The sequence below is a fragment of the Streptococcus infantis genome (assembly GCF_047464215.1).
In the GTDB taxonomy this organism is placed as follows: Bacteria; Bacillota; Bacilli; order Lactobacillales; family Streptococcaceae; genus Streptococcus; species Streptococcus infantis_P.
This window is the reverse complement of record NZ_JASHCG010000001.1, coordinates 115,910-136,616: the sequence shown is the minus strand read 5'-3', so window position 1 is coordinate 136,616 and position 20,707 is coordinate 115,910. Positions and strand designations below refer to the sequence as shown.

Sequence of the window (20,707 nt, the reverse complement as noted above, 5' to 3'; positions counted from 1 at the left end):
CTTACCCACCTTTACTCTTTCTATTACCATTATAGCACGCCAAGATCAGAAAAAAACTATCTCGTGAAAAAGAGGTCCACTGGACCCAAACTCGCTCTCATTTTTCCATGCTCGTGAAAAAAAGACCCGTCGGGGTCTTAATTCGCTTTCTTATTTTAAAGCTCATGAAAAAGAGATCCACTGGACCCAAACTCGCTCTCTAATTTCAAAGCTCGTGAAAAAAAGACCCAAACGGGTCTTAATTTGCTTTCTTGTTTTCAAGCTCATGAAAAAGAGGTCCACTGGACCTGAAAAAAAGACCCAAATGGGTCTGAAAAAGAGGTCCCCCGGACCCAAACTCGCTCTCTCATTTCAAAGATCGTGAAAAAAAGGGCTCTATAATATTTGTAGTGGGTAAATCCCCTATAGATATTATGGAGCCTATTTTGTTGTAGAAAAAAAGTCCCATATGACCTATAATGAAAAGCGACAAAACAACTCATTAGAAAGATTCATATGGAACAATTACATTTTATCACAAAACTCCTTGATATTAAAGACCCAAACATCAAGATTGTAGATATCATCAATATGGATACACACAAGGAAATCATCGCCAAACTGGACTACGATGCTCTATCTTGTCCTGATTGTGGAAGTCAAATGAAAAAATATGACTTTCAAAAACCGTCTAAGATTCCTTACCTCAAAACGACTAGTATGCCTACTAGAATCCTCCTTAGAAAGCGTCGTTTCAAGTGCTATCATTGCTCGAAAATGATGGTCGCCGAGACCTCGCTCGTCAAGAAGAATCATCAAATTCCTCGTATTATCAACCAAAAGATTGCGCAAAAGTTAATTGAAAAGACTTCTATGACCGATATTGCCCATCAGCTTTCCATTTCAACTTCAACTGTCATTCGAAAGCTCAATGATTTCCACTTTAAGCATGATTTTTCTCGTCTTCCTGAGATTATGTCCTGGGACGAGTATGCCTTCACTAAGGGAAAAATGAGTTTCATTGCACAAGATTTTGATAATCTCAACATCATCACTGTTCTTGAAGGCAGAACACAGGCTATCATCCGAAATCACTTTCTGCGCTACGAGCGAGCTGTTCGTTGTCAGGTGAAAATCATTACTATGGATATGTTTAGTCCTTACTATAACTTGGCTAAACAGCTTTTTCCATGTGCTAAAATCGTTCTAGATCGTTTTCACATTGTGCAAAACCTTAGCCGTGCTATGAGTCGTGTCCGTGTTCAAATCATGAATCAATTTGATAGAAAATCCCATGAATACAAAGCTATCAAGCGCTACTGGAAGCTCATTCAACAGGATAGTCGTAAACTGAGTGATAAACGTTTTTATCGCCCTACTTTTCGCATGCACTTAACAAATAAGGAGATTCTAGACAAGCTTTTGAGCTATTCAGAAGACTTGAGACACCACTATAATATCTATCAGCTCTTGCTTTTTCACTTTCAGAACAAGGAGCCAGACAAATTTTTCGGACTCATTGAGGACAATCTTAAACAGGTTCATCCTCTTTTTCAGACTGTCTTTAAAACCTTTCTCAAGGACAAAGAGAAAATTGTCAACGCCCTTCAACTACTCTATTCCAACGCCAAACTGGAAGCGACCAATAATCTCATAAAACTTATCAAACGAAATGCATTTGGTTTTCGGAACTTTGACAACTTTAAGAAACGAATTTTCATCGCTCTGAATATAAAAATGGAGAGGACAACGATTGTCCTCTCCAGATGTTAGCTTTTTATTCAACCCACTACAGTTGACAGAGAGCCAAAAAAAGACCCGTCGGGGTCTGAAAAAGAGGTCCACCCGGACCTCTTTTTTAATCTTCGTTTACGAAAGGCATCAAAGCCATTACGCGAGCGCGTTTGATAGCTGTTGTTACTTTACGTTGGTTTTTAGCTGAAGTTCCTGTTACACGACGAGGAAGGATTTTCCCACGTTCTGAAACGAAACGGCTAAGAAGCTCAGTATCTTTGTAATCAACATATTCAATTTTGTTTGCTGCGATGTAATCAACTTTTTTACGGCGTTTGAATCCGCCACGACGTTGTTGAGCCATGTTTTTTTCTCCTTTATAGTATTAATTGTCCATTAGAATGGTAAATCATCATCTGAAATATCCAAAGGATTCGTTGTTCCGAATGGATTTTCATCACGTGAAAAGTCAGGTACTGATTGAGTAGGTGCTGAATAATTTGAACTTGGTGCTGAATAAGCTCCACCAGTATGTCCTTCACGCACACTACGGCTTTCCAACATTTGGAAATTCTCAGCCACGACTTCCGTCACGTAGACACGTTGTCCTTGCTGGTTATCGTAACTACGAGTCTGAATACGACCTGTCACCCCGATAAGTGAGCCTTTTTTAGCCCAATTAGCAAGATTCTCAGCCTGTTGGCGCCACATAACGACATTGATAAAATCAGCCTCACGTTCGCCATTTTGACTCTTAAATGTACGGTTTACTGCAAGAGTAAAAGTCGCAACTGCTACATTTGATGGGGTATAACGCAACTCAGCGTCACGAGTCATACGCCCTACAAGTACAACATTGTTAATCATAATCTACCTTCTTACGCGTCAGTTTTGACGATCATGTGACGAAGAATGTCAGCGTTGATTTTTGAAAGACGGTCAAACTCTTTAAGAGCTGCATCATCGTTTGCTTCAACGTTAACGATGTGGTAAAGTCCTTCGCGGAAATCTTGGATTTCGTATGCAAGACGACGTTTTTCCCATGTTTTTGATTCAACAACAGTTGCACCGTTGTCAGTCAAGATAGAGTCAAAACGTGCTACCAAAGCGTTTTTCGCTTCTTCTTCAATGTTTGGACGAATGATATAAAGAATTTCGTATTTAGCCATTGATATGTTCCTCCTTTTGGTCTAATGACCCCAAGACATTGCAAGGGGTAAGTGAGGTTTGCTCACAGTAAATTATTATACTAGAAAAAAATTTTTTTAGCAAGTAAAAACTGCTTCTATTTTATTTTTTACAGTTTTTTTGCTAAAGTTTGTGTAATTTCTTCAACCTGAATATTCTCAGATTCAAATTTCTGTTTAAAGGTAGCTAGATCAACCGTTCCCTCAATTTGAACTTCGATAACAATCTTACCATCTTTACGTGGAATATTAACAGTATGAGAAATATTTAGATTTTCCTCAACGATTAAAGAAACAATCTTACCAAGTACCCCAACTTCATTTTCTGTGATAAAACGAACACGGATTCCCTCTTCGCCATAACCAGAAATTTCAAGAAATGCTCTGAATACATCACGGTCAGTAATGACACCATAGACTTGCCCATTATCAATAACTGGCAAGATGCCAATCTTATTTTTCAGCATAAGGTAGGTTGCATCTTCCAAACTTGCATAACCTGAGACAGTTACAACATCACGAATCATGACGTCTTTGACTTTTGTTTTATTGAGCAAGTAATTCATCTCGAAGATTGAAAGACTCGTTGCTTTTGATGGACTGGCTTCAGCAATTGTTCCTTCTGTTACTAGACCAACTAATTTATCATTTTCAATAACAGGAAGACGATGCAAACCTTGTTCGCGCATCAAATCTGCTGCATGTGCTACAGTCGTATCTGGGCTAATATATACGACCTTTCGTGTCATAAAATCTTTAACTGCCATAGGAACTCTCCTTTATGTTTATAGCTTTATTATACACTTTTTACGAAAATCAATCAAACGCTTTCATCTCTTTTTCAAGATTCTGAAAACTCTGAAATACTATAAAAAGAGCCCTAGATTAGAGCCCTCAATCTTATGATTATGTAATTTGTTTGGTAATCTTTCCCGCGCACTAACACAATCCACTGGTTCTGATGATTGCCAAGCAATCTCTATCCGCCGACTAAAAAGGTCCCACGGACTAATGTGGATTGCTGGCGCAATCCTTATTCGCAACCTAAACTAGTCTCCCAGACTATGCGAAGATTACTACGTAATCCTTATCCGCCGACTAAAAAGGTCCCCCAGACCTTTTTAGCCACCTAGATATGCTTTTCTGACTTCGTCTGATGCTGCGAGTTCTTTACCTGTTCCTGAAAGAACGATTTTACCTGTTTCAAGAACATAGCCTCGATCTGCGATGGCGAGTGCTTTATTGGCATTTTGCTCGATCAAAAGAACAGTTGTACCTTGTTTTTGAATATCTTGGATGATATCAAAAATTTCTTGGATGAAAATTGGTGCAAGCCCCATTGATGGTTCATCTAAGAGAAGAAGTTTAGGCGTTGACATAAGCGCACGTCCCATAGCAAGCATCTGTTGCTCACCACCAGAAAGGGTAGCTGCATCTTGGTTTTTACGTTCTTCCAAACGCGGGAAACGTGAAAAGACTTTCTTCAAATTTGCTTGATTCTCTTCACGATTTTTCTTAAGAAAAGCTCCCATCTCCAAGTTTTCTATAACTGTCAAACCAGGGAAGACGTGACGTCCTTCTGGTACTTGAGAAAGTCCTGATGCCACAATTTTTTGTGCAGGCATCTTTTGGATTTCTTGTCCCAAAAATTCAATTTTACCAGAACTTGGACGAACAAGTCCTGACAAGGTACGAAGGATAGTTGTTTTACCAGCACCGTTTGCACCGATAAGGGAAACAACTTCTCCTTCATTTACTTCAAAGCTCACATCGCGTACAGCTTGAATCATACCATAGTGTACTGAGAGGTTTTCAACTTTTAACATAGACATTAGGCTTCACCTCCTAGATAAGCTTCGATAACACGTTTATTACTCTTGATTTCATCTGGTGTTCCATGAGCAATCAAACGACCGTACTCAAGAACATAGATACGCTCAGTAACTTCCATAACCAAGTTCATATCATGTTCAATCAGCATGATAGTAATGTTGAATTCATCCTTGATGCGACGAATCAACTCAGTCAATTCTGCAGTTTCTTGTGGATTCATACCTGCTGCAGGCTCATCCAAGAAAAGGATTTTAGGTTCTGTAGCAAGAGCACGAACAATTTCCAAACGACGTTGTTGACCATAGGCTAAATTTTTAGCTAAAGTTTCAGCATCTCCATCCAAATCAAAGATTTTTAGTAATTCTAAGGCTTTAGCTTTCAATTCTTTTTCATTCTTATAAAAAGCTGGTAAGCGCAAGAAACTTGCAAAAACATGTTGTTTATGATGATTACTAAATGCAATCAGAACGTTATCCAAAACTGTCAAGTCCTTAAAAAGGCGGATATTTTGGAAGGTACGCCCTAAACCAAGAGATGCGATTTTATAGGGTTGCTTGCCATTTAACAAGTGACCATCCAAGGTTACTGTCCCTTCGCTTGGTTCATAAACACCTGTCAACAAGTTGAAGAGGGTTGTTTTCCCAGCACCATTAGGTCCAATCAAACCAACAAGTTCACCTTCGTTCAATTCGAGAGTGACGTCCCCAACGGCTGTCAGACCACCAAAATGTTTGGTTAAATTTTTTACTTCAAGTAATGCCATTAGTTTTGTCCCTCCTTCTTACCTTTTTTAAAGAGACGTGATAGGCTCAATTCCCATGTCCCAAGAAGACCACCTGGTCTGAATATCATAACGAGTACCAAGGCCAAAGCATAGATAATCATACGAACGCTAGCCACGTCTTGAAGGAGCATGTTCAAGATTCCAAGCACGATCGCCGCAACAATTGCCCCTGTAATGGATCCTAAACCACCGAATACAACGATAATCAAAACATTGATAGAGTTGATAAACGTATAATCTTTTGGTACGACTGATCCAATAAATCCTGACTGAAGAGTACCTGCGATACTTGCAGTAACAGCACCAAAAACAAAAGCGATGATTTTAATTTTTGTAGTATTTACCCCTACTGACTCAGCAGCAATCTCATCTTCACGAACAGATAAAGTTAAACGCCCGATAGGACTACGAAGGAAATTGAGAGTAGCAATCGTTGTAATCACAGCAAAGAAATATACCATTTGCCAAGTTGTAAAGCTAGGAATCCCCAAAATACCAGCAGCACCGTTTGTAAGGCTTCCACCATTAATAATAAAGATACGAATAATTTCAGCAACACCTAAAGTTGCAACTGCAAGGTAGTCACCCTTCAAACGTAGGGTTGGAATTCCAACGACCAAGGCAACCAGACCAGCAATAATGGCACCAAGTAACATAGCTCCAAAGAATGCACCATAGGTTGGAGATTTTGATCCGATAATGGCTGCTGCATAGGCACCAATAGCCATAAATCCAGCATGTCCAAGTGAAAACTGACCAGAGAACCCAACGATTAGGTTAAGACCTACTGCTAGAATAATATTGATACCGATTTGTTCAATAATCTGAATATGGAAAAGGTTCAAGACTCCTACTGAAACCAATAGGCTAATCAAACCATATCCAAGCAACAAAAGGAATAACCATAGAATATTAACTTTTAAATTTTCTTTCATTGTTTACACCTTCTCTTTCACATTCTTACCGAGGATACCAGCTGGACGAACAATCAAGATTAAGAGCAAGATTCCATACACGATGGCATCACGGAAATCTGACATTCCGAAGGCGGTAGCAAATGTCTCCAAAAGACCAATAACCAAGCCACCCAGAGCTGCACCAGGGATAATTCCGATACCACCAAGAACGGCAGCCACAAATGATTTAATACCTGGAGTCATTCCCATCAATGGTTCAAGAGAGTTATAGTAAAGTGCAATCAAGACACCCGCTGCACCAGCTAGAGCTGAACCCAATGCAAAGGTGAAACTGATTGTACGGTTCACGTTAATCCCCATCAACTGAGCAGCATCACTATCTACAGAAACGGCACGCATGGCTTTCCCCATCTTGGTTTTTTGTACGATGAGTTGTAGAAGAACCATCAAAACAAGTGAGACAGTCAAAATTAACAATTGAATATTTGTTAAACTAATTGGTCCCAAGTCATAACGCACTGTTTGGATTGCTTGAGGGAAGGCACGTGTATTGGCGCCTACCAGATAGACCATCCCATACTCCAGTAAGAAGGAAACCCCGATGGCTGTAATCAATACAGAGATACGAGTTGAATGACGTAATGGACGATAAGCAAGAAACTCAATGATAACACCGAGAATTGCCGTTCCGATCATCGATAAGATCAAGGCAACAAAGAAATTTAATTGCAAGGAATTAATAAAGAAATAACCCATGAAAGCACCCATCATATAAATATCACCGTGGGCAAAGTTAATGAGCTTGATAATTCCATAAACCATAGTATAACCTAGGGCTAGTAGTGCATAGACACTCCCCAAGATTAGACCATTGACAAGTTGTTGAAGCATATGGTTCACTCTTTCTAAGTTTTATTTTTTAGGATTTTTATAAAAAAATAATCCTTTCATAAACACCGAAACAGGGAGTGAGTAAAAGCTCATTCCCCATTTCCTGTATCTATAATTATGGTTTTACGACTTCTGCCGCTTCTACTTTACCATTATTCATGGTCATCATGAAGGCTGTTTTCACAGTGTTGTGATCTGCATCAAAGCTTGTTTGACCTGTAACACCTTCAAAGTTTTGTGTTTTAGCAAGATTGTTCTTGATATCAACTGAAGTTTTTGCACCTTTTGCTGCATTAGCTACAAGGTAAACTGAGTCATAAGCAAGAGCTGCAAATGTTGAAGGATCTTCGTTGTATTTTGCACGGTAAGCTTCAAGGAAGGCTTTTGCTTTTGCTGAAACCTCTACAGTAGTTGAGAAACCTGAGATGAAGTAGATATTTGATGCGCGTTCAGCTGTTGCTTGTTGAACAAACTCTGCACCGTTAAATCCGTCACCACCAATGATTGGTTTATCAATTCCCATACCACGAGCTTGGTTTACAATCTTACCAGCTTCTGTGTAGTAACCTGGCAATACGATTGCATCAAAGTCTTTATCTTTGATTTTTGTCAAAGCTGCTTGGAAGTCAGTGTCACCTGATACAAACGTTTCATCTGCTACGATTTCGCCTGAGAATGAATCACGGAATGATTTTGCAATTCCTTTAGCGTAGTCGCTTGAGTTATCAGTATACAAGACAACTTTCTTAGCGTTCAACTTGTTTGTAACATAGTTAGAAATGATTTTCCCTTGGAAGCTATCTTGGAATGTTCCGATGAAAAGGAAATCTTGACCTTTTGTCAAACCATCTTGAGTAGCACTTGGAGAAATCAATGGAACCCCAGCTTGTGTAGCATTTGCTACTGCTGCTGCGGTTGCACCTGAAGTTGCAGGTCCTACGATAGCTGCTACTTTAGATTGAGTAACAAGGTTTGTTGAAACAGAAGCAGCTTCAGCAGTTTCAGATTTGTTATCTTTATCTACTACTTCGATTTGTTTACCATCAATACCACCTGCAGCGTTGATTTCATCAACTGCAAGTTGAGCACCCTTTTGCTCAGATGTACCGTAAGATGCTACTGCACCAGTTTCTTCAAAGTTGAAACCGATTTTAACGACTTTCTCATCCACTGGGTTACCAGTTGAATTTGAAGCTCCTGTCTTCACTTCTCCACAAGCTGCTAAAACAGCTACACTTGCAAGAGCTACAAGTGATAAGGCAAATTTTTTCTTCATCTTTTTTGTCTCCTTATTTCTTAAATAAATAGCATGTTAAGAATATACCGAATTATCTGAAAATTGTCAACACATTTATCTTAATTTTTACATGATAACGTTTTCGCTATTTCTATAGAGACTACCAACAAAGGGAGTTTCCAATTCTTGGATATGACATCGTCGCACTTTTTTGATAAATCTCTCTTTTCCTAAACGGCTAACCAGTTCTTCCACTTCTTCTGTTGGGACATACAGTTGCAGATAACGGTGTTTTTTAGAGTGGTAACAAATATCACCATAATTATCGAGTTTTTTTGCATCACGATTATAGTATAGGTAGATAATCAGACCAGACCGATTCTCTTTTTGAAACATATTACAACTTCCTTCTAACAATCTTCTTACTATTATATCAAAAAAAGCAAACTCAGTCGAGTTTGCTTCAAAAGATTAATTCAAAGAATTATTAGCCATGATTTCATCAATGAAACCATATTCAAGTGTTTCTTGAGCGCTCATCCAGTAATCACGTTCAGCATCTGCATGGATTTGCTCAACTGATTTACCAGAATTATCTGCAAGAATTTGTTCCAAAGTCTTACGAGTTTTAAGCAAGTGCTCAGCCGCAATAGCCATATCTGTCTGTTGCGTACCACCACCAGTACCACCCATCGGTTGGTGAATCATGTACTCTGCATTTGGAAGCATGAAGCGTTTGCCCTTAGCACCACTTGATGCGATAATAGTTCCCATTGAGGCAGCCATACCCATAACAATCGTTTGTACGTCTGCTTTGATGAAGTTCATAGTATCTACAATTGCCAAACCAGCTGAAACTGATCCACCTGGTGTATTAACATAGAGGTAGATATCTTTAGTACTGTCTTGAGCATCCAAGAAGAGCAACTGGGCAATAACTGAGTTTGCCATATTGTCTTCAACTGGACCTGTCAGCATGATGATGCGGTCTTTCAAAAGACGAGAGTAGATATCGTAGGAACGTTCCCCACGACTTGTTTGTTCAATTACTACAGGAATCATTGATTTCTCCTTTTGATCTTTTTAATGAGTAGATCATTACTGATAATGAAGCTATTATACCCCATTGGTCAAAAAAGGTCAATTTTTTAATTTGATCAAATCCTAGATTGGATTCTTATTTAGTACCGAACAAGCGGTCACCAGCATCTCCAAGACCTGGAACGATGTATCCATTTTCGTTCAAGCGTTCATCCAAAGCTGCTGTGAAAATCTCAACATCAGGATGTGCTGCATTAAGAGCTTCAACCCCTTCTGGTGCTGCAACTAGGCAGACAAATTTAATGTTTGAAGCTCCACGTTTTTTGAGGGAATCAACAGCAAGGATAGCTGAACCACCTGTCGCAAGCATTGGGTCAACAACAAAGATTTGACGTTGGTCGATATCTTCTGGTAATTTTACCAAGTATTCAACAGGTTGAAGAGTTTCTTCATCACGGTACATACCGATATGTCCAACCTTAGCAGCTGGAACCAAGCTCAAGAGACCGTCAACCATACCGATACCAGCGCGCAAGATTGGTACGATTGCTAATTTTTTACCTGTCAATTGTTTTTGAACGGTTTTAGTAATTGGTGTTTCAATTTCCACATCTTCAAGCGGAAGATCACGAAGCACTTCATAGCCCATCAACATAGCGATTTCATCAACTAATTCACGAAATGCTTTAGTAGAAGTGTCTGTGCGACGCAAGATTGACAATTTATGTTGGATTAGTGGATGATCGATAACTTCAATTTTTCCCATTTTCTGAATTCCTTCTTTCAATTTATTCTTCTTATTATATCAAAAAATGGTTTAAAAATCCTTCTAAACCATCTTTTTTTTAATTTTTAAATCAAGTTAGCTTCTTGAAGAGCTGCTTGTACTGTCTCAAGTGGTAAATGGGTCAACTCGGTCCCTTTTTCACGATAGAGATACTGGGCGTAGTCGTCCATACGGTACTGGTTAATATAAACGACACGCTCACATCCTACCTGAAGCAATTGCTTGGTGCAGTTGAGACAAGGAAAATGAGTAACGTAAGCTGTAAATCCTTTTGGAACGCCACGTTCGGCTCCTTGTAAAATAGCATTAACCTCAGCATGAAGAGTGCGGACACAGTGGCCCTCAATCACCAAACAGTCATGGTCAATACAATGCTCTGTTCCAGATACAGAGCCATTATAACCTGTTGAAATAACCTTATTATCCTTGACTAAAACAGCTCCTACCTTAGCGCGTTTACAGGTTGAACGATTGGCAATCAATAAGGCTTGAGCAGCAAAATACTCATCCCAAGCCAGTCTTTTTTCTGTCATAACTTCTCTCCTCCTGATCTATTTTTTGAAGAATGGCAGGCGTAAATCTGCGATTTTTTCAGCAGGAACCTTCATTCCATCCTTGATCCATTTAAGCAAAACTGATACGATAGCAGAACTCCAAAAAGAATGCAGGTAAGAGCTGACTCCTTTTGATTTTCCATAGTATTTTTCTAAAAACTCTTGCATGGCTTGCACAAAGATTTTTTCCAAGTGGTAGTCCAAGGCAAGCTGAATAATCTTGGCTTCTTTTCTGGCTTCACGAAAGAGATGAACCCAAACCAGATAGAGATCCGTTTTGACATCATAATGACTCAGCTGCTCCATGATATTATGGACACTGCGTTTAAAGACGCTTTCTAAAATCTCTTCTTTGGAGTCATAGTTTCGATAAAAGGCTGCACGGGAGACCCCAGCTCTTTTTACCAATTCGGAAATGCTAATCTTTGTCAACTCCTTTTTCTCCAAAAGTTGCAAAAGAGCTGTTTCGATAGCTTCTCTGGTCAGTAAATTGGATTCTTTGTTTGATTTTCTGAGATTTTCAAGTGAATTTTCAGAAATTCTTCGTTCGGCCATAACACTTCCTTTCTACTTGTGACAACAGAGTGACGAGACTTTTGTTTTAAGATTTTTCATGATATAATTGTAAAAAAAGACAGAACCTTTGTCAATGTATAAATGATAAAGATGGAGAATTTCTATGACTTGGAAGATTGTAGCTGACTCTGGTTGTGATTATCGTCAACTGGCAAATCCAGCAATTGATACTGAATTCATCAGTGTTCCCTTAACCATTCAAGTGGCTGATCAAGTCTTTATTGACGATGCTAGTCTTGATATTGACAAAATGATGGAAACCATGTATGCAACTTCTGAAGCTTCAAAATCAGCTTGTCCTAGCCCTGATGATTACTTGCGAGCATTTGAAGGGGCAAAACATATTTTTGTAGTGACCATTACCGGAACTCTTTCTGGTAGTTATAATAGTGCACGTCTGGCAAAAAACATTTACCTAGAAGAACATCCTGATACTCAGATTCATGTTATTGACAGCTTGTCTGCTGGTGGGGAAGTTGATCTAATCGTTGAGAAAATCAATGATTTGATTGACCAAGGACTTTCTTTTGAAGAAGTGGTTAATGCTATTACTGCTTACCAAGAAAAAACTAAGTTATTGTTCGTTCTCGCTAAGGTTGATAATCTGGTTAAGAATGGTCGTTTGAGTAAACTGATCGGTACAGTTGTTGGGCTCCTCAATATTCGTATGGTTGGGGAAGCAAGTGAAACTGGAACCTTGGAACTCCTCCAAAAGGCTCGTGGTGCTAAAAAATCTCTTCAAGCTACCTATGAAGAATTAATTAAAGCTGGCTATGCTGGTGGCCGTATCACAATTGCTCATCGAAGCAACGAAAAATTCTGCCAACAGTTCTCTGAACGTGTGCGTGAAACATTCCCACAAGCTGATATTAATGTTCTCCCAACTTCTGGCCTCTGCAGTTTTTATGCAGAAGAGGGTGGACTCCTCATGGGATATGAAATTGACTAATAAATCATAACCACCCGTCAAACGGGTGGTTTGTACCAGGGCTATAAGCCCAAATTACCAGCCAGCGCCTAAAGGCGCTGGCTCTCACGTTGTTCAAGCCTCATTGCTCTTGACTCGTCACTTGCCTCTTAAAGAGGCGTGAGTATTACTTACCACTATCCCTAAAGGGATCCTCATATTCTTTTACACTCAATTTATCTAGTGCTATATCATGCTTTTCCTGCTCTTGAATATATTTCTTAATTGTGGCTTCATTAAGCCCTACTGTACTCACATAATAACCTTCCGCCCAGAAATGCCGATTCCCAAACTTATACTTGAGGTTGGCGTGTTTATCAAACATCATGAGTGCACTTTTGCCTTTTAAATACCCCATGAAACTTGAAATACTTATCCTAGGTGGAATACTTACCAACATATGTACATGATCAGGCATTAAATGACCTTCGATAATCTCAACACCTTTATAACTACATAATCGGTGGAATATTTCTCCCAAACTACTTCGATATTGATTATAGATCACTTTTCGTCTATACTTAGGGGTGAACACAATGTGATATTTACACATCCACTTTGTGTGCGATAAACTATGTGCCTTTTGTGCCATATTTTTCTCCTTTCGCTTTACAATTGGCTTGAACACCTTTATTGTATCGCGTTTGGAGTTTTTTTGGTATAACCTTCGACGCGCACCCGCATAGCGGGTGGTTTATTTGTCTCGCGCCTAACGGAGCGAGACGGACTGAAAGTCACATAATCAAACAAGAGATGACTTATCATCTCTTGTTTTTTTATGGTACAATACTTTTATGAAACATTTTGACACTATTGTAATCGGGGGAGGCCCTGCTGGTATGATGGCTACCATTTCCAGTAGCTTTTATGGGCAGAAAACCCTTCTCATCGAAAAAAATCGAAAACTCGGAAAAAAATTAGCTGGTACTGGTGGTGGTCGCTGTAACGTGACCAACAATGGAACTCTAGATGACCTATTAGCTGGCATCCCTGGAAATGGGCGCTTTCTTTACAGCGTCTTCTCCCAGTTTGATAACCATGATATTATCAACTTTTTTACGGAAAATGGCGTCAAACTCAAGGTTGAGGACCACGGGCGTGTCTTTCCAGCCAGCGACAAATCTCGGACCATTATCGAAGCACTGGAAAAGAAAATCATGGAGCTAGGTGGGCAAGTTGCCACTCAAACAGAGATTGTTTCTGTTAAAAAGATTGACGACCAGTTTGTCCTTAAGTCTACAGATCAAACCTTCACTTGTGATAAACTCATTGTCACAACAGGTGGAAAATCCTATCCTTCTACTGGCTCTACTGGTTTTGGTCATGAAATCGCCCGACATTTCAAACACACTATTACCGAACTCGAAGCTGCTGAAAGTCCATTGTTGACTGATTTCCCGCATAAGGCCTTGCAGGGAATTTCCCTAGACGATGTAACCCTAAGCTATGGTAAGCACGTCATCACTCATGATTTGCTCTTTACCCACTTTGGTTTGTCAGGACCTGCTGCACTACGCATGTCTAGCTTTGTCAAGGGTGGGGAAACTCTCTCTTTAGATGTCTTGCCACAACTTTCTGAAAGTGACTTAGTAAACTTTCTAGAAGAAAATCGTGAAAAATCCTTGAAAAATGCCTTAAAAACCTTGCTCCCTGAACGCTTGGCAGAATTTTTCGTGCAAGGATATCCTGAAAAAGTCAAACAACTAACAGAAAAAGAACGCGACCAACTTGTCCAGTCCATCAAGGCTCTTAAAATCCCTGTAACTGGCAAAATGTCATTGGCTAAATCCTTTGTAACTAAAGGTGGCGTTAGTCTCAAGGAAATCAATCCTAAAACGCTGGAAAGTAAGCTAGTACCTGGACTCCACTTTGCTGGCGAAGTACTAGATATCAATGCCCATACGGGGGGATTTAACATCACTTCTGCCCTCTGCACCGGCTGGGTGGCAGGCTCAAACTAGAACTATAAATGATATAGTATCTAAAGATATTGGATAAGAAAGGAGCTATTTTGGAACATATTATTTTACTGAGAGGTGTTACACCGAATGGACAAAATGCTATCCCTAAAATGTCTTATCTGGTAAATATCTTAACAGAGGCTGGTTTTCAACAAGTTCGAACCTATATTCAAAGTGGGAATATCATTCTTGAAAGTGACTTAGCCATAGAAGAAATACGAGAACAAGTCCATACTCTAATAAAAGAAAAAATCGGAGCCGACTTGAAACTGGTCATTAAAAATAAGAGTGATTTTACAAAAATTGTCCAAGAAAATCCGTTTGGAGAACACTATCTTTATGACCGTATACATATAATTCTTTTCCAGAATGCTATCCAAAGTCTACCATTAGAAAAATTGAATATTGACTATGGTGAAGAAGAAATTTGTATCGGCAACCATTGTCTTTACCTCTATCTCCCTAGAACTGCAAAACGAAAAAAGCTTAATACCAACTATCTTGAAAAGCTGTTCGGCGTTGATCTGACCATGCGAAAGTTAAACGTGGTAGAAAAATTACTAACAAAATAGGAAAAATAAGATGAACAGAAGAGAATCAGTCGAATTTGTCAACATGTGTATGATTAAAAATGGGGACAAGGTTTTGGTTCAAGATCGAGTTAGTCCTAACTGGCCTGGCATTACTTTTCCTGGCGGCCATGTTGAACGTGGCGAATCCTTTGTCGATGCCGTCATTCGTGAAGTGGAGGAAGAAACTGGTTTGACCATTTCTAAACCTCAACTCTGTGGTATCAAAGATTGGTATGATGATGCAGATTATCGCTATGTTGTCCTCTTTTACAAAACTGAACACTTTACTGGTGAGCTCCAATCTTCAGACGAAGGAAAAGTCTGGTGGGAGGATTTTGAAAATCTATCTCATCTTAAACTGGCTACTGAGGATATGTCTGATATGCTTCGTGTTTTTTTGGAAGAAGACCTCAGTGAGTTCTTTTACTCTAAGGATGGGGAAGACTGGTCTTACCAACTCAAATAACAGTAAATCGGCAGAGGTATCTCCGCCGATTTTTAGCTTGTCTAATCTTCAAGCTAGGTCTGTGTCCTACTACTAATACTCAATGAAAATCAAAGAGCAAACTAGAAAGCTAGCCGTAGGCTTTACTTGAATATGGCAAGGTGAAGCTGACGTGGTTTGAAGAGATTTTCGAAGAGTATAAATTTCTGTTACTGGCTTTGTCAGTCCTAGCTTAGTCTTTGAGTTTTATCGAGTTTGTGTGCTTACATAGTGAGCAATAACATCTGATGTGTACTGAGCTGTCCCTGGGCCAAATTTGTCAATATTTTCCTTAAACTCTGGATTATAGACATAGCCTTTTCCGATATGACCGAAGACTTCCATAGAACAGTCAAATCCATAAGTACGAATAGCTTGCAAGAGCTTGGCTGCTTCCTCTTGGTTTTCAGATGCTGTTATCAGCAGACCAGATTGTAGATTTTGTGCCAAGGCTTGAAAGATTTGATTAAAGGCTGTTGTAGCCTCATCCTCTCGTCCTTTTTGACGCTCTAGAGCCTGGTCCATGACTTCCTGGCCATATTTCTCTACTGCCTCTTGGTGGTATTTTTGATTGTCTTGATAGCTAAATCCAGTGAATTTTTCTTGAATGGTCATTTTTATTTCTCCTTTTTGTTCTTGAATGGTTTTTTGTAAGGTTGAAATTAAGGTATCCAGATGTTGTCTTTCTCGAGTCAGGTAATCCAACTGTCTCGTCAAATGTGGTAACAAGTCCGTCTTTTCTTCCTTCAATAGCTCTGCTATTTTTTCTAAAGAAAAGCCTAGATACTTGTAATAAAGGATAACCTGAAGTCGTTCTAAATCCTCTTGGCTGTAGATTCGATAACCATTTTCTGACTTTAATGGGACCAAAAGTCCTATCTTATCATAATGGTAAAGTGTTTTGATAGAAACGCCTGAAAGCTGCGCAGCTTCTTTGATATGGTACATGATTTCCTCCTCACATAATTAGTATATACCCTCCCCTTTGGGGAGAGTCAAGTATTTTTTTAAGATTTATGAAAACGTAAAATTGATTTTCTTGACAGACTTCAAAAATCATGATAGGATAATCAAGTCTATCAATCAAATAAAAAGCTCATAAAGAGCCATTGAGAGAAGGCTATTTGACAACTCAAGTAGCCTTTTCTTGTTTTAAAAAATAGATCGGAGTTTAACAATGTCTGAAAAATCGCAATGGGGATCTAAGCTAGGCTTTATCCTTGCATCTGCTGGTTCTGCTATTGGTCTTGGTGCCGTTTGGAAATTCCCTTATATGACCGCTGCCAATGGTGGAGGAGGATTTTTACTGGTCTTTCTCATCTCAACGATTTTAATTGGTTTCCCACTTTTGCTCGCTGAATTTGCCCTTGGGCGAAGCGCTGGCGTGTCAGCAATCAAAACATTTGGAAAATTGGGCGATAACAAGAACTACAATTTTATCGGTTGGATCGGAGCCTTTGCCCTTTTCATCCTCTTATCCTTTTACAGTGTTATTGGTGGATGGGTTTTAGTTTATCTAGGTATCGCTATTGCTAAAGCTTTCCAAATTTGGGGGATTAGCAGTGATTATGCCCAACTCTTCATAGATATTATTTCAAATCCATGGATTGCTCTCGGTTCCCAAGCTCTCTTCATCTTCCTCAACATCTTTATCGTATCTAAGGGAGTTCAAAAAGGGATTGAAAGAGCATCGAAAGTTATGATGCCTCTGCTCTTTATCATCTTTGTCATTATCATCGGGCGCTCTCTCAGCTTGCCAAATGCCATGGAAGGTGTAGTTTACTTCCTCAAACCTGACTTTTCAAAACTGACAAGTGCTGGACTCCTCTATGCTCTGGGACAATCTTTCTTTGCTTTATCCCTCGGGGTTACAGCCATGTTGACCTATGCTTCTTACTTGGATAAGAAAACCAATCTAGTCCAATCAGGTATGTCCATCGTTGCCATGAACATCTCTGTATCCATCATGGCAGGATTAGCTATTTTCCCAGCTATGTCAGCCTTTAACATCCAGTCTGAAGGTGGTCCAAGTCTCCTCTTTATTGTCTTGCCACAACTCTTTGATAAGATGCCTTTTGGAAGTATTTTCTACATCCTTTTCCTATTGCTCTTTCTCTTTGCGACAGTCACTTCTTCTGTCGTGATGCTGGAAATCAATGTAGGCAACATCACCAACCAAGACAATCGTAAGCGTGCCAAGTGGAGTATGATTTTAGGTGTTTTAACTTTTGTATTTGGTATCCCTTCAGCCCTATCCTACGGAGTCATGGCAGACGTTCAAATCTTTGGGAAGACCTTCTTTGATGCCATGGACTTCTTGGTTTCTAATCTCCTCATGCCATTTGGTGCACTCTGCTTGTCTCTCTTTACAGGCTATGTCTTCAAAAAAGCATTGGCTATGGAGGAACTCCAGCTTGATGAAACACCGTGGAAACAAGGACTTTTCCAAGTCTGGCTCTTCCTCCTTCGTTTCATCATTCCTATTATCATCGTTGTGGTTTTTATCGCCCAATTTATGTAATCAAAAAGGACTTGAGTAATGAACTCAGGTCCTTTCTTTTTACGGATGGCTAACAATCAATTCCAAATCTTGTCCTTCAAGTGTCCAAGTTTCAACATCACTTGGTAAGATAAAGTGGCTACCTTTTTGAATTGGATATTCCTTACCGTCTACAGTTAGTTTCCCTTGACCAGCTAAGACACTAAACAAGCTATAGTCAGCTGTTTTTTCAAAGTCAACTTTTCCAGTGATTTCCCACTTGTAGACTGCGAAGAATTCATTGGATACAAGGAGAGTTGAACGCAAATCGTCTGCTTTGACGGTTACAGGACGGCTATTAGCAGGCTCACCAATATTTAGAACATCGATGGATTTTTCAAGGTGAAGCTCGCGCAAGTTACCATTATCATCCTTGCGGTCAAAGTCATAGACACGGTAGGTTGTATCACTAGACTGTTGCGTTTCAAGGATCAAGATTCCTGCTCCAATAGCATGCATGGTTCCACTTGGAACATAGAAGAAATCTCCAGCTTTTACAGGAACTTTTGTTAACAAGGCATCCCAGTTTTTATCTTCGATTTGCTGGCGGAGTTCTTCTTTTGACTTAGCATTATGGCCGTAAATAATTTCTGAACCCTCATCTGCAGCAATAATGTACCAACATTCTGTTTTTCCGAGTTCGCCCTCATGCTCTAGGCCATAAGCATCATCTGGGTGAACTTGAACACTGAGCCAGTCATTGGCATCAAGGATTTTTGTTAAAAGCGGAAATACTGGCTCTGGACGGTTGCCAAATAACTCACGGTGTTCCGCATACAAAGTAGCTAGGTCGATTCCCTCAAAGCGACCATTGGCTACCTTGGAAACACCATTTGGGTGAGCTGAGATTGCCCAATATTCACCAATCTTTTCGCTCGGGATGTCATAGCCAAACTCATCACGAAGTTTAGTACCTCCCCAGATTTTTTCTTGCATAACGGAATTTAAAAATAATGGTTCTGACATGTTTCATCTCCTGTCTGATTTTTCACCCTCATTATAGCAAAAAAAGAGTCCTAATTGAACTCTTTTTCATATCTTATAAAGTAGGGAGAATATTTTGTAAAAATAGTGAATAAATGTGTTCTACTCAATGCTTGCACCATTACTGGCAATGACATCCTTGTACCAGTAGAAGGACTTCTTCTTGCTACGTTTGAGACTTCCATGACCTTCATTATCACGATCCACATAGATAAAGCCATAGCGTTTATTCATTTCACCTGTTCCAGCTGAAACCAGATCGATACAGCCCCAAGTTGTATAACCAAGCAAGTCTACTCCATCTTGGTAAATGGCATCTCGCATAGCCTTGATGTGGGCCTCTAGATAAGCAATCCTATAGTCATCTGCTACATAACCATTCTCATTCGGTGTATCAATAGCACCGAGGCCATTTTCTACGATGAACATAGGCTTTTGGTAACGATCCCAGATAGCATTGAGGGTAATACGAAGCCCCAATGGGTCAATCTGCCACCCCCATTCAGAGGATTCTAGATAGGGATTTTTGAGAGAGGCAAAAACATTTCCAGCTGTTAATTCTTTAACTTCTGGATCACCTGAGGCCACTCGACTTGCATAGTAAGAGAAGGAAACAAAGTCAACAGTGTGATTCTTCAACAAGTCCAAATCCTCTGCTGTCATTTCAATCTCAATACCCTCACGTTCCCACTGCTTCTTGGCATAGTTTGGGTATTCCCCACGCGCTTGAACATCGATGAAGAAGTAACTCTTGCGGTCTTCCTCCATAGCAGCCCAGTAGTCTCTCGGATGGGCAGTGTTGGGATAGTATTGCCCTGCTGCCAACATGCATCCAACCTTATTTTCTGAGTCAATTTCATGAGCAATTTTAGTCGCAAGGGCTGAGGCCACCAACTCATGGTGAGCCGCTTGGTATTTGATTTGTTCTTGATTTTCTCCTTCTTCAAAACAAATTCCTGCTCCTAAAAAGGGGGCATGCAGAATCATATTGATTTCGTTGAAGGTTAGCCAGTACTTGACCAAGCCCTTGTAACGGGTAAAGAGAGTGCGACAGAGATTTGCGTAAAAATCCAACATACGACGATTGCGCCAACCGCCGTATTTTTCAATCAAGTGCATAGGACAGTCAAAATGCGTGATGGTTACCAGAGGTTGGATCCCATACTTGTGGCACTCCTTAAACAAGTCTTCATAAAAGGCTAGACCAGCTTCATTTGGCTCTGCTTCATCTCCTTTGGGGAATATTCTTGTCCAAGCAATGGAAAGTCGATAAGTCTTAAAGCCCATTTCCGCAAAAAGGGCAATATCTTCCTTGTAATGATGGTACATATCAATGGCTTCTTTTGCTGGGTAAAAATAGCCCTCCTCAAACGAGAACATCTTTTTCTGACCTGTGATTATGGCTTCACGGTCAGGTCCAATCGGTACAACATCAACATTCGCCAACCCACGACCGTCTAAATTATAAGCACCCTCACATTGATTAGCTGCAGTAGCACCACCCCAGAGGAAACCCTCTGGAAATTGTAGTATTTCTGTCATCACTTTACCCCACTTGATTTGATAGTTCTAGTATACCATTATCCCCTTCTCTTTCCAAAATCCTACCAGATCTTATGAAAAACTGAACCTATTCTAAGGTAGCTGTTGCTCTCGTACAAGATAAAAAGACCGGATGGC

Annotated in this window: 23 protein-coding genes and 1 pseudogene; 6 read left to right on the top strand and 18 right to left on the bottom strand. The window is 39.8% G+C overall.

Going from position 1 to position 20,707, the window contains the following annotated elements; genetic code table 11:
• Nucleotides 1–495: 495 nt before the first annotated feature.
• Entirely contained in the window at nucleotides 496–1,752 is a 1,257-nt protein-coding gene (locus tag QM469_RS00575) for an ISL3 family transposase (protein ID WP_248034601.1), read from the top strand.
• Between the two features lie 85 nt (nucleotides 1,753–1,837).
• On the opposite strand, the gene rpsR is transcribed toward QM469_RS00575, so the two are convergent.
• From rpsR to QM469_RS00505, 14 genes and pseudogenes are all read right to left on the bottom strand, one after another.
• Complete coding sequence (gene rpsR / locus QM469_RS00570; RefSeq protein ID WP_000068664.1) at nucleotides 1,838–2,077, bottom strand: 30S ribosomal protein S18; 240 nt, start codon at nucleotides 2,075–2,077, stop codon at nucleotides 1,838–1,840.
• A 32-nt stretch (nucleotides 2,078–2,109) separates the two neighbouring features.
• Nucleotides 2,110–2,580 carry a single-stranded DNA-binding protein SsbA gene (gene ssbA, locus QM469_RS00565; RefSeq protein WP_000609604.1) on the bottom strand — a complete coding sequence of 157 codons (471 nt, stop codon included), beginning with the start codon at nucleotides 2,578–2,580 and terminating at the stop codon, nucleotides 2,110–2,112.
• Nucleotides 2,581–2,591: 11 nt separating this feature from the next.
• Nucleotides 2,592–2,882: a 30S ribosomal protein S6 gene (gene rpsF / locus QM469_RS00560; protein ID WP_001151786.1), complete on the bottom strand. Its 291-nt coding sequence runs from the start codon at nucleotides 2,880–2,882 to the stop codon at nucleotides 2,592–2,594.
• Nucleotides 2,883–3,010: 128 nt separating this feature from the next.
• Nucleotides 3,011–3,667: a CBS domain-containing protein gene (locus QM469_RS00555; protein WP_000268637.1), complete on the bottom strand. Its 657-nt coding sequence runs from the start codon at nucleotides 3,665–3,667 to the stop codon at nucleotides 3,011–3,013.
• Nucleotides 3,668–4,021: 354 nt separating this feature from the next.
• A complete protein-coding gene (locus QM469_RS00550; protein ID WP_281334783.1) occupies nucleotides 4,022–4,732 on the bottom strand; it encodes an ABC transporter ATP-binding protein in 711 nt (236 codons plus the stop codon).
• Nucleotides 4,732–5,496: an ABC transporter ATP-binding protein gene (locus QM469_RS00545; protein WP_049503117.1), complete on the bottom strand. Its 765-nt coding sequence runs from the start codon at nucleotides 5,494–5,496 to the stop codon at nucleotides 4,732–4,734. The genes QM469_RS00550 and QM469_RS00545 overlap by 1 nt, the downstream gene beginning before the upstream one ends.
• On the bottom strand, nucleotides 5,496–6,452 hold the full coding sequence (locus QM469_RS00540; protein WP_281334784.1) for a branched-chain amino acid ABC transporter permease: 957 nt from the start codon (nucleotides 6,450–6,452) through the stop codon (nucleotides 5,496–5,498). The genes QM469_RS00545 and QM469_RS00540 overlap by 1 nt, the downstream gene beginning before the upstream one ends.
• A 3-nt stretch (nucleotides 6,453–6,455) precedes the next feature.
• Nucleotides 6,456–7,325: a branched-chain amino acid ABC transporter permease gene (locus tag QM469_RS00535; protein ID WP_281334785.1), complete on the bottom strand. Its 870-nt coding sequence runs from the start codon at nucleotides 7,323–7,325 to the stop codon at nucleotides 6,456–6,458.
• A gap of 115 nt (nucleotides 7,326–7,440) precedes the next feature.
• A complete protein-coding gene (locus tag QM469_RS00530) occupies nucleotides 7,441–8,601 on the bottom strand; it encodes an ABC transporter substrate-binding protein (protein ID WP_281334786.1) in 1,161 nt (386 codons plus the stop codon).
• An 87-nt stretch (nucleotides 8,602–8,688) separates the two neighbouring features.
• Nucleotides 8,689–8,958: a YlbG family protein gene (locus QM469_RS00525; protein WP_049509420.1), complete on the bottom strand. Its 270-nt coding sequence runs from the start codon at nucleotides 8,956–8,958 to the stop codon at nucleotides 8,689–8,691.
• Between the two features lie 75 nt (nucleotides 8,959–9,033).
• Nucleotides 9,034–9,627 (bottom strand): annotated as a pseudogene (locus QM469_RS00520) (ATP-dependent Clp protease proteolytic subunit); the annotation flags it as partial.
• Nucleotides 9,628–9,739: 112 nt separating this feature from the next.
• Entirely contained in the window at nucleotides 9,740–10,369 is a 630-nt protein-coding gene (gene upp / locus QM469_RS00515; protein WP_414275844.1) for a uracil phosphoribosyltransferase, read from the bottom strand.
• An 86-nt stretch (nucleotides 10,370–10,455) separates the two neighbouring features.
• The gene (locus tag QM469_RS00510; RefSeq protein ID WP_000136981.1) at nucleotides 10,456–10,923 is read right to left on the bottom strand and encodes a deoxycytidylate deaminase; all 468 of its coding nucleotides are present in this window, start codon (nucleotides 10,921–10,923) and stop codon (nucleotides 10,456–10,458) included.
• An 18-nt stretch (nucleotides 10,924–10,941) separates the two neighbouring features.
• A complete protein-coding gene (locus QM469_RS00505) occupies nucleotides 10,942–11,499 on the bottom strand; it encodes a TetR/AcrR family transcriptional regulator (RefSeq protein WP_311523089.1) in 558 nt (185 codons plus the stop codon).
• Nucleotides 11,500–11,623: 124 nt separating this feature from the next.
• On the opposite strand from QM469_RS00505, the gene QM469_RS00500 reads away from it, so the two are divergent.
• Nucleotides 11,624–12,469 carry a DegV family protein gene (locus QM469_RS00500; RefSeq protein ID WP_414275843.1) on the top strand — a complete coding sequence of 282 codons (846 nt, stop codon included), beginning with the start codon at nucleotides 11,624–11,626 and terminating at the stop codon, nucleotides 12,467–12,469.
• A 145-nt stretch (nucleotides 12,470–12,614) separates the two neighbouring features.
• On the opposite strand, the gene tnpA is transcribed toward QM469_RS00500, so the two are convergent.
• Complete coding sequence (gene tnpA, locus QM469_RS00495; protein WP_173267970.1) at nucleotides 12,615–13,079, bottom strand: IS200/IS605 family transposase; 465 nt, start codon at nucleotides 13,077–13,079, stop codon at nucleotides 12,615–12,617.
• A gap of 202 nt (nucleotides 13,080–13,281) precedes the next feature.
• Here tnpA and QM469_RS00490 point away from each other — a divergent pair, with 202 nt between their 5' ends.
• Genes QM469_RS00490 through QM469_RS00480 form a run of 3 tightly spaced genes read left to right on the top strand, consistent with a single transcriptional unit; the run spans nucleotide 13,282 to nucleotide 15,486 of the window.
• Nucleotides 13,282–14,448 carry an NAD(P)/FAD-dependent oxidoreductase gene (locus tag QM469_RS00490; protein ID WP_414275842.1) on the top strand — a complete coding sequence of 389 codons (1,167 nt, stop codon included), beginning with the start codon at nucleotides 13,282–13,284 and terminating at the stop codon, nucleotides 14,446–14,448.
• 50 nt (nucleotides 14,449–14,498) lie between these two features.
• Nucleotides 14,499–15,020: a DUF1697 domain-containing protein gene (locus QM469_RS00485; protein ID WP_414275841.1), complete on the top strand. Its 522-nt coding sequence runs from the start codon at nucleotides 14,499–14,501 to the stop codon at nucleotides 15,018–15,020.
• A gap of 10 nt (nucleotides 15,021–15,030) precedes the next feature.
• A complete protein-coding gene (locus tag QM469_RS00480) occupies nucleotides 15,031–15,486 on the top strand; it encodes an 8-oxo-dGTP diphosphatase (RefSeq protein WP_414275840.1) in 456 nt (151 codons plus the stop codon).
• A 225-nt stretch (nucleotides 15,487–15,711) separates the two neighbouring features.
• Here QM469_RS00480 and QM469_RS00475 read toward each other — a convergent pair whose 3' ends face one another.
• On the bottom strand, nucleotides 15,712–16,452 hold the full coding sequence (locus QM469_RS00475) for a MerR family transcriptional regulator (RefSeq protein WP_414275839.1): 741 nt from the start codon (nucleotides 16,450–16,452) through the stop codon (nucleotides 15,712–15,714).
• Nucleotides 16,453–16,681: 229 nt separating this feature from the next.
• On the opposite strand from QM469_RS00475, the gene QM469_RS00470 reads away from it, so the two are divergent.
• Nucleotides 16,682–18,025: a sodium-dependent transporter gene (locus QM469_RS00470; protein ID WP_414275838.1), complete on the top strand. Its 1,344-nt coding sequence runs from the start codon at nucleotides 16,682–16,684 to the stop codon at nucleotides 18,023–18,025.
• A gap of 39 nt (nucleotides 18,026–18,064) precedes the next feature.
• On the opposite strand, the gene manA is transcribed toward QM469_RS00470, so the two are convergent.
• Nucleotides 18,065–19,009 (bottom strand): mannose-6-phosphate isomerase, class I, encoded by a 945-nt coding sequence (manA, locus tag QM469_RS00465; RefSeq protein ID WP_414275837.1) that lies wholly within the window; start codon nucleotides 19,007–19,009, stop codon nucleotides 18,065–18,067.
• Between the two features lie 120 nt (nucleotides 19,010–19,129).
• Entirely contained in the window at nucleotides 19,130–20,569 is a 1,440-nt protein-coding gene (locus QM469_RS00460) for a 6-phospho-beta-glucosidase (protein ID WP_414275836.1), read from the bottom strand.
• Nucleotides 20,570–20,707: the final 138 nt, after the last annotated feature.

What these genes read in the sequence shown, in the direction of transcription:
- QM469_RS00575 (WP_248034601.1), top strand. Translation starts at nt 496, where the DNA reads ATGGAACAATTACATTTTATCACAAAACTCCTTGATATTAAAGACCCA.
- rpsR (WP_000068664.1), bottom strand. Translation starts at nt 2,077, where the DNA reads ATGGCTCAACAACGTCGTGGCGGATTCAAACGCCGTAAAAAAGTTGAT.
- ssbA (WP_000609604.1), bottom strand. Translation starts at nt 2,580, where the DNA reads ATGATTAACAATGTTGTACTTGTAGGGCGTATGACTCGTGACGCTGAG.
- rpsF (WP_001151786.1), bottom strand. Translation starts at nt 2,882, where the DNA reads ATGGCTAAATACGAAATTCTTTATATCATTCGTCCAAACATTGAAGAA.
- QM469_RS00555 (WP_000268637.1), bottom strand. Translation starts at nt 3,667, where the DNA reads ATGGCAGTTAAAGATTTTATGACACGAAAGGTCGTATATATTAGCCCA.
- QM469_RS00550 (WP_281334783.1), bottom strand. Translation starts at nt 4,732, where the DNA reads ATGTCTATGTTAAAAGTTGAAAACCTCTCAGTACACTATGGTATGATT.
- QM469_RS00545 (WP_049503117.1), bottom strand. Translation starts at nt 5,496, where the DNA reads ATGGCATTACTTGAAGTAAAAAATTTAACCAAACATTTTGGTGGTCTG.
- QM469_RS00540 (WP_281334784.1), bottom strand. Translation starts at nt 6,452, where the DNA reads ATGAAAGAAAATTTAAAAGTTAATATTCTATGGTTATTCCTTTTGTTG.
- QM469_RS00535 (WP_281334785.1), bottom strand. Translation starts at nt 7,325, where the DNA reads ATGCTTCAACAACTTGTCAATGGTCTAATCTTGGGGAGTGTCTATGCA.
- QM469_RS00530 (WP_281334786.1), bottom strand. Translation starts at nt 8,601, where the DNA reads ATGAAGAAAAAATTTGCCTTATCACTTGTAGCTCTTGCAAGTGTAGCT.
- QM469_RS00525 (WP_049509420.1), bottom strand. Translation starts at nt 8,958, where the DNA reads ATGTTTCAAAAAGAGAATCGGTCTGGTCTGATTATCTACCTATACTAT.
- upp (WP_414275844.1), bottom strand. Translation starts at nt 10,369, where the DNA reads ATGGGAAAAATTGAAGTTATCGATCATCCACTAATCCAACATAAATTG.
- QM469_RS00510 (WP_000136981.1), bottom strand. Translation starts at nt 10,923, where the DNA reads ATGACAGAAAAAAGACTGGCTTGGGATGAGTATTTTGCTGCTCAAGCC.
- QM469_RS00505 (WP_311523089.1), bottom strand. Translation starts at nt 11,499, where the DNA reads ATGGCCGAACGAAGAATTTCTGAAAATTCACTTGAAAATCTCAGAAAA.
- QM469_RS00500 (WP_414275843.1), top strand. Translation starts at nt 11,624, where the DNA reads ATGACTTGGAAGATTGTAGCTGACTCTGGTTGTGATTATCGTCAACTG.
- tnpA (WP_173267970.1), bottom strand. Translation starts at nt 13,079, where the DNA reads ATGGCACAAAAGGCACATAGTTTATCGCACACAAAGTGGATGTGTAAA.
- QM469_RS00490 (WP_414275842.1), top strand. Translation starts at nt 13,282, where the DNA reads ATGAAACATTTTGACACTATTGTAATCGGGGGAGGCCCTGCTGGTATG.
- QM469_RS00480 (WP_414275840.1), top strand. Translation starts at nt 15,031, where the DNA reads ATGAACAGAAGAGAATCAGTCGAATTTGTCAACATGTGTATGATTAAA.
- QM469_RS00475 (WP_414275839.1), bottom strand. Translation starts at nt 16,452, where the DNA reads ATGTACCATATCAAAGAAGCTGCGCAGCTTTCAGGCGTTTCTATCAAA.
- QM469_RS00470 (WP_414275838.1), top strand. Translation starts at nt 16,682, where the DNA reads ATGTCTGAAAAATCGCAATGGGGATCTAAGCTAGGCTTTATCCTTGCA.
- manA (WP_414275837.1), bottom strand. Translation starts at nt 19,009, where the DNA reads ATGTCAGAACCATTATTTTTAAATTCCGTTATGCAAGAAAAAATCTGG.
- QM469_RS00460 (WP_414275836.1), bottom strand. Translation starts at nt 20,569, where the DNA reads ATGACAGAAATACTACAATTTCCAGAGGGTTTCCTCTGGGGTGGTGCT.